The sequence below is a fragment of the Photobacterium sp. SKA34 genome (genome assembly GCF_000153325.1).
Lineage (GTDB): Bacteria > Pseudomonadota > Gammaproteobacteria > Enterobacterales > Vibrionaceae > Photobacterium.
Genome location: NZ_CH724142.1, coordinates 481179 through 487760 on the forward strand (window position 1 = coordinate 481179; position 6582 = coordinate 487760).

General features: G+C 36.1%; 9 protein-coding genes. 4 read left to right on the forward strand and 5 right to left on the reverse strand.

Going from position 1 to position 6582, the window contains the following annotated elements:
• Window positions 1–51 precede the first annotated feature (51 nt).
• The gene (gene rmf / locus SKA34_RS11150) at window positions 52–225 is read left to right on the forward strand and encodes a ribosome modulation factor (protein WP_005367875.1); all 174 of its coding nucleotides are present in this window, start codon (window positions 52–54) and stop codon (window positions 223–225) included.
• A 317-nt stretch (window positions 226–542) separates the two neighbouring features.
• On the opposite strand, the gene fabA is transcribed toward rmf, so the two are convergent.
• Both fabA and SKA34_RS11160 read right to left on the reverse strand, forming a co-directional pair.
• Window positions 543–1058: a bifunctional 3-hydroxydecanoyl-ACP dehydratase/trans-2-decenoyl-ACP isomerase gene (gene fabA / locus SKA34_RS11155; protein ID WP_005367874.1), complete on the reverse strand. Its 516-nt coding sequence runs from the start codon at window positions 1056–1058 to the stop codon at window positions 543–545.
• A gap of 68 nt (window positions 1059–1126) precedes the next feature.
• On the reverse strand, window positions 1127–2860 hold the full coding sequence (locus tag SKA34_RS11160) for a Lon protease family protein (RefSeq protein WP_006645635.1): 1734 nt from the start codon (window positions 2858–2860) through the stop codon (window positions 1127–1129).
• A 192-nt stretch (window positions 2861–3052) separates the two neighbouring features.
• Here SKA34_RS11160 and matP point away from each other — a divergent pair, with 192 nt between their 5' ends.
• From matP to SKA34_RS11175, 3 genes are read left to right on the forward strand one after another with little or no spacing between them, the layout of a single operon-like run.
• On the forward strand, window positions 3053–3517 hold the full coding sequence (gene matP, locus SKA34_RS11165) for a macrodomain Ter protein MatP (protein ID WP_006645636.1): 465 nt from the start codon (window positions 3053–3055) through the stop codon (window positions 3515–3517).
• A 52-nt stretch (window positions 3518–3569) separates the two neighbouring features.
• The gene (locus tag SKA34_RS11170; RefSeq protein WP_006645637.1) at window positions 3570–3875 is read left to right on the forward strand and encodes a DUF3634 family protein; all 306 of its coding nucleotides are present in this window, start codon (window positions 3570–3572) and stop codon (window positions 3873–3875) included.
• 55 nt (window positions 3876–3930) lie between these two features.
• Complete coding sequence (locus SKA34_RS11175; protein WP_006645638.1) at window positions 3931–4329, forward strand: PPC domain-containing DNA-binding protein; 399 nt, start codon at window positions 3931–3933, stop codon at window positions 4327–4329.
• A gap of 45 nt (window positions 4330–4374) precedes the next feature.
• Here the strand turns inward: SKA34_RS11175 and SKA34_RS11180 are convergent, their stop codons facing one another.
• The 3 genes from SKA34_RS11180 to SKA34_RS11190 all read right to left on the reverse strand — a co-directional run bounded on the left by SKA34_RS11180 (window position 4375) and on the right by SKA34_RS11190 (window position 5959).
• Window positions 4375–4620, reverse strand: a complete 246-nt coding sequence (locus SKA34_RS11180; protein ID WP_006645639.1) for a hypothetical protein — start codon at window positions 4618–4620, stop codon at window positions 4375–4377.
• 114 nt (window positions 4621–4734) lie between these two features.
• Complete coding sequence (locus SKA34_RS11185; RefSeq protein WP_006645640.1) at window positions 4735–5172, reverse strand: hypothetical protein; 438 nt, start codon at window positions 5170–5172, stop codon at window positions 4735–4737.
• Complete coding sequence (locus tag SKA34_RS11190; protein ID WP_006645641.1) at window positions 5165–5959, reverse strand: winged helix-turn-helix domain-containing protein; 795 nt, start codon at window positions 5957–5959, stop codon at window positions 5165–5167. The genes SKA34_RS11185 and SKA34_RS11190 overlap by 8 nt, the downstream gene beginning before the upstream one ends.
• Window positions 5960–6582: the final 623 nt, after the last annotated feature.

Consider the following 6582-nt stretch of genomic DNA (forward strand, 5'->3'; position numbering starts at 1 on the left):
TTACTTCATCGTAATGAAAAGTAATATACAGATAAGGATGAGGACCGAACTATGAAGAGACAAAAGCGGGATCGTTTAGAACGTGCGCAGGCTCGAGGTTATCAAGCCGGATTAAATGGCCGTTCTACTGATGCATGTCCGTACCAAGGTACAGATGCCCGTACTAACTGGCTAGGTGGTTGGCGAGACGCAAGAGAAGAGTTACAACAAGGTCTCTACAAATAATAACCTCCCTCATGGTTAACCCTATTCTGCAGCCCCTTAGGAGAAGGGGCTTTTTTATGCATAATAAGAACTGATAGCATTGTTGATTTATCTATTTAATGCACATTGCGGAAATTGCAATCAAATAGGTGCTAATGGCTTTATCCTTATATTTATGATTGCAAATTAAAGAGCTTTATTCTTTTTAATACATTGATTCTGCATAGTAATGTAACTGATCAGCACGTAGAAGAGATAAAAGGTTATTATGCTGGTGGATATAAAAAGCCCCGAAGCATAAATGCCTCAGGGCTGAGTATTTAGATTAGTCACGCGGATTAGAAGTTGTCAGTATCTTTAAAAAGACCCACTTTTAAATCTTTAGCAACGTAGATTTCTTTACCGTCTACAAGTACACGGCCATCAGCAACACCCATGATTAGCTTACGGTTGATAACACGCTTAAGCTGAATTTCATAAGTTACTTTTTTGGCTGTCGGTAGAATTTGACCTGTGAATTTAACTTCACCCACACCCAGTGCTCGACCTTTGCCTTCACCGCCAGACCAACCAAGGAAGAACCCTACTAGTTGCCACATTGCATCAAGCCCAAGGCAACCAGGCATTACAGGATCACCTTTAAAGTGGCAGTTGAAAAACCATAAGTCAGGATTGATATCTAATTCAGCGACAATAAAGCCTTTACCGTGATCACCATCTTTATCAGTGATATTTACGATACGGTCAATCATTAGCATGTTATCAGATGGTAATGATGGGAAGTCTGGACCGTGTAGTTCGCTGTTGCCACAAGCGACAAGTTCTTCGTGTGTATAAGAATGCTGGCGTGTCATTAGAATCAATTACTCCTTCAAAAGTATGGGAGCAATTTAGCTTACACGTGTAAGCTAAACAACTCGGATCAGTTCTGGACAAACCAGTTAGATATACGTAAACGTAGGCGATTTAACAGACCAATCTCATTTGAAAGGTCACCATGGTGAAAATAATCAATTCTTTCTTCAATCAAAGATAAAATAGTTTCATCTTCATCATTCTCGCTACGAAATGGCTTATCCGTTAAAAGAGGGATCGCTTCATCAACGTTCTCTATTGCCCAGATGTGGAACTGTTTGGCTTTGATTGCTTCAATGACTTCATCATTTAAACAAAGGTTGCTCAAATTAGTTTTTGGTAAGATAACACCTTGATTACCTGTTAAACCACGATGAACACACACTTTATAAAAGCCTTCGATTTTTTCATTAATCCCACCAACAGCTTGTACACGACCAAACTGGTCAACAGCACCGGTTACCGCTATTTGCTGATTAATAGGCTGTGAAGATAATGCAGACATTAATGCGCATAGTTCTGCAAGAGAGGCACTGTCACCATCAACTTCAGAGTATGATTGTTCAAAAACAATGGATGCCGAGTAAGGTAGGGCCTGATCTAAATCTAACGCTGTTGCCACAAACGCTTGCATGATCATCATGCCTTTCGCGTGAATATTTCCACCCAGTTCAACTTTACGTTCAACATCAGAAATATCACCATCACCAAAGTGCACTACGCAAGAAATACGAGCAGGTTCACCATACGCTGTTGGGTGTCCTGGCATTTCAACCACGGTTAAACCATTAACCTGACCAACTTCTTTACCTTCACTAGCAATAAGTACTTGGCCATGGTGAATATCAGCAATAGCGCGTTCAGGTAAATAAGACTCACGATATTCTTTAGCACGAAGTGATGCTTTAATATTCGTAGCTGTTAAAACTTTGCCGTCTGTCTCTATACTTGCTTCAGATAATAGATTTAGGTGCCAAAGCAAACAAAGTGGTAAGCGTGTTTGATCTTCAGCATAACGAGCACCTGCACATAGCAGTGCAGTGACAGCGTCAGTATCAGCCAAGTCTGGCAGTTTATGATGGGTAATAATCGCCTTTATATAACGAAGATAATCTTCAAGATTGGATTCGTTTAATAATAGATCTTGTTCAAATTCACCATACATAGCAAAACCCGCCGCAAGATCAGGTTCTGCCTGATCAAGTTCTGCCATTAAATGGCGATCACCTATGATTACCAGTTTAACATTTACTTTTTCAGCTGCTGGTAAAGGACATAATACTTTTTTGTTGGCCGCTTCCCAATCTAGCATGCCGTCCATTAGTACGCTTTTTAAACGCGGCCATAGCGATGGATTACTTAGAAGGGCGGTGATTGATAAAATCAAGTGCCCATTATTTGCTTGGTGTAATAAACCATGCTTAACGCTTGGTTTTGCTAAGCTATTTGATTCTAGAGCGGGATAGACGGCACCAAATAGTTTTTCAGCAGTAATATCATCACCCGCTATGATGATGGGTTGCTCATTTTCATTCGTTTGTGAGCTAGATGTATTATTACAACTTTGAGATTGGTATTTTTTTATGAGTTCAATAATATAGTCACGATACAACGTGTTATCAGGCGCCGTAATACGTAGAATACGAGGCTGTAAATTAAGCGCGCTGAAGCGGCGTACGGCATCTGATAGTCGAGGTTGAAGAGTACCAACTGTTGCGGGTTCAAGGTTACTATAATGATCTAGAGTTGTTTGGTACTGGCTATAATCAGGAAACATGGTACGCCAAGATTCTTCATGCATAAATTTAGTTTCTATTGTTACTGTGAAAAGGTAAGCAGTATAAAACAATCAAAGACCTCATAATAGAAACTTATGAGCTATATTTAAGTTTCATAAAAACAATCGGTTATTCTATATAGATGATTGTTATTTAAGAATACTAGGGTTACACTGTAACGTATTTTTCGTTAACGATGAGAAAATAGTAATTTTATGAAATATCAGCAGCTTGAAAACCTTGAAGCCGGTTGGAAATGGGCTTATTTAGTAAAAAAACACAAGGAAGGCGAATCAATTACGCGCTTTATTGATCGTAGTGAAGCAGAAGCTGCTGTTGAGGCCCTTTTAGATATAGAACATGAGCCAACAAAAGTGATTGAATGGATAAGTTCAAATATGTCTCCTGCGCTTGAAAATAAGCTAAAACAAGCGATTCGAGCAAAAAGAAAGCGGCATTTTAACGCAGAACAAGTACATACACGTAAGAAATCAATCGACTTAGATTTCCGTGTTTGGGAAAAGTTGGCAGAAAAATCGCAAGAGTTAGGTTCTACATTATCCGATACTATCGAATATTTGATCAGTGAAAGTAACCGAACTGAGCGAGCTAACAAACAGGTTAGTGATATCAAAAATAACCTGACAGAACTGCTAAACATTGAATCCTTTGATAAATAACGCTTTTTGGTGGTTGCTGTTCTTTTGAAGGTTACATTTAAGGAGTAAGCAAATGGAATATGTACTTGTTTTAGCAGTAGTTGTTATTTTTATCGTTTTCAAAGATCGTCCTATTATGGTTTTAAAATTTGAAAATGGCGAACTGATAAAAACGAAAGGGAGTGTACCTACTGGCTTTCAAACAGCGTGTAAAGAAATAGCACATAAAACACCTTTTAGTGGCCATATTAAAGTTTATAAAAATCGATTCACTACAAAAATTGATTTTTCAAAGGATATTCCAAGTAAAACGAAACAACGTATTCGTAATGTTTCCCCTCATAGTTCTCATTCAACTAAAAAGGGTAAACGTGCTTAATTGTAAGTAAGTGTAATAAATAATGTATTGCACTTGCTATTTAAAAGAGTCTATTGTGATTATTCCATACGCATTTCGATTAACCCAAGGTACAGATCTTAAAAAGAGTATTCTTCACTTTGTACAAGATAATAAGATTCAAGCAGGAAGTTTACTTTCTGGTATTGGATGCTTATCTAAAGTGAATATACGATTGGCTGATGAATCTAAGATAATAGAGGTTTCTGGTCCTCTGGAAATTCTCACATTATCAGGGACATTAACACCACAGCATGTCCATCTTCATATATCGGTAGCCGACAAAAAAGGGCAGGTGATAGGTGGTCATCTTGTTGATGGAAGTATTGTTTCTTATACTGCAGAAATTTGCATTGCGAGTTATACAAATTTATCATTTAGCCGAGAGTATGATCAGTTAACTCGATTTGATGAGTTGAAAATTTGTGCGAAGTAAAACGAATAATAACAAGTTAAAGATAAGTTTAACTTGTTATTAAATCTACTTTAATGCATCTAATAACTCTTCTTTACTTTTGATATAAGATGAAAACTTTTGTTTTAATTCCTGAAGTTCACTCTCAGCCTTTATTCTTTTTAGGCGTTCTTTTTCTAACTTTTGCCCTAAATCTACGGCTAAATAGCCACCGTTTATGAGGGCTTTGGTCGTAACATTACTATTCGTTAACGATTTAAGAGACTCAATCATATAATAATGCTTATCTATATCTCGGATTGTTATTGCCATTAGATACTCCTTAACTCGATATAATATATCAATTTTTAATAAAAACGTCACTATTCTAATGCACTATAACTATATAATTTAGTTAAAATTAAACCAGCTTACACCAGCTTAACTTCAACGTATCTTTTGACCAAGTAATAAGCTACTTAGATAAATAGACTTACCTGAATCTAATTCTAGAATACCTCTATCATCTGAGATATAAACAGCTTCTTTTGTACGAAGAGAATCAATATAAAAGTTCCTAAATGTAAAATCTACTTCACGACTTTTATTTAATCGCTTAATACCGAACGTGTAATAATGATTTTGAACCTTAAGAAATACTCCGCTAAATAACGATGATGAAATAACTCGATTTTCTTTACCTTTTCGAATTACATTAATCTTAATTCGTCCATCATTTAGGTTAACCTTTATAACTTCAGAGCCAAAAGCAGGGTATTCCTTAGTAAATAAATAAGCCGATTGTGTGTTGATAGCATTAAAAATTGCTTGGACACAAATAAACAATAGAGCTAAGAATATTCCAAGGAAAGCTTTTTTAAGCATCGCATTGCTCCTGGTTCACTTGTGAAGTTAAGTTAATATAATGCTCATTATGTACACCTATTAATTTATAACGCTCACATAATCCACCGATGGGGAATGCGTACCATTGACTAATATCACCCATTTTATGATTAATGATTGCCTGTGTCACGGGATTTGGCAATTCCATGCCATTATAATTAACAGGTATACCGTCAACATCTGTTGTATTAACAAAAAATAAGTACTGGTAACAGACAAATAAAGTCGCTAAAAAGAAAAAGCTAACAATCAGAAAATCAAATAGGCTGGCTGTATTTGATTTATTGAGTAAGATGTATTTTTTTTTCTTCCCAGTAATTTCTTGTTTCTCAATGACGCTTTCTTGATGCTCTTGTAATTCTAACTTTTCTGCAATTTCATGTGCTTCTATATGTTTACTAATATCAACCAGCAGAGGCGGATGAGAACCATCGTCAGCCAGCGAGGTTTCTCTAATTGAGTAACCAAGTTTAGGCTCGGTTGTGATGATATTATGTTCACCGATTTTACTAAATGAGGTGCGAAGATTTTTTATCGCTACAGTTAACGAATTATTCGTTACTATTTTTCCTTGCCAACATTCTTTTAGTAATATTTCTCTATGAACTGTATTGTTTGCGGTGTTTGCTAGTAAAGCAAAGATATGGGTCTCTGAGCGTGATACTTTTAAAACAGCATTATCACTTATACGAGTGATCGTTCTTCGCGAATAATCAACATCAAAACGACCAAAACGTTCGACTTCGTTGTTTACTTCATCGTTCATTATTTACTTATCAATAATAGAGTTGTCAAAGGGGATAACTACTCAAAAGAGAGGTTATTTTATACAAAAAAGGTATCGAATTCTATATTGATGCAACTATATGCTTTGCATATTATCATTTTTTTATAAGTTCTTCTGTTTTTCAATCAAATTGATAGTGAAAAATACTGAGGTAGAAGCTTTTAATAACATAGGTGACAGTGTGACTTTTTAGTTTGGTGGTTATACAAAATAAAAACTGCTGCAAACATTAATTAACTGAAAGAAGAAAGCTTTTTCTATTCCTTAGGTAGTATTGAAGAAGCACCAACAAGATATTTGAAACTATGAAGAGCACTCGAGGTACCGCGGCTACATGGATGATCTGGTTGGTGAGTTTAAACACCACAGTTATGTTTTTCTATTTAAAATGCCCTCATTATTCCCTGATTAAATGTCTCCATGTGGATAGTTCATAATGACGGAAGCTGGGTTATAGAGTAGGGAAGTCATAACTTGTTAGAGGTGAATGTTTCAGAGGTAATAAGCTGATAACGATAGCATTACGTTGCCTAACTGCTTAATTGTTTTTGCAATCGTATTGCAGCTGTTTCCTTAGAGAATATTTAGTCCCTAATCTAAGC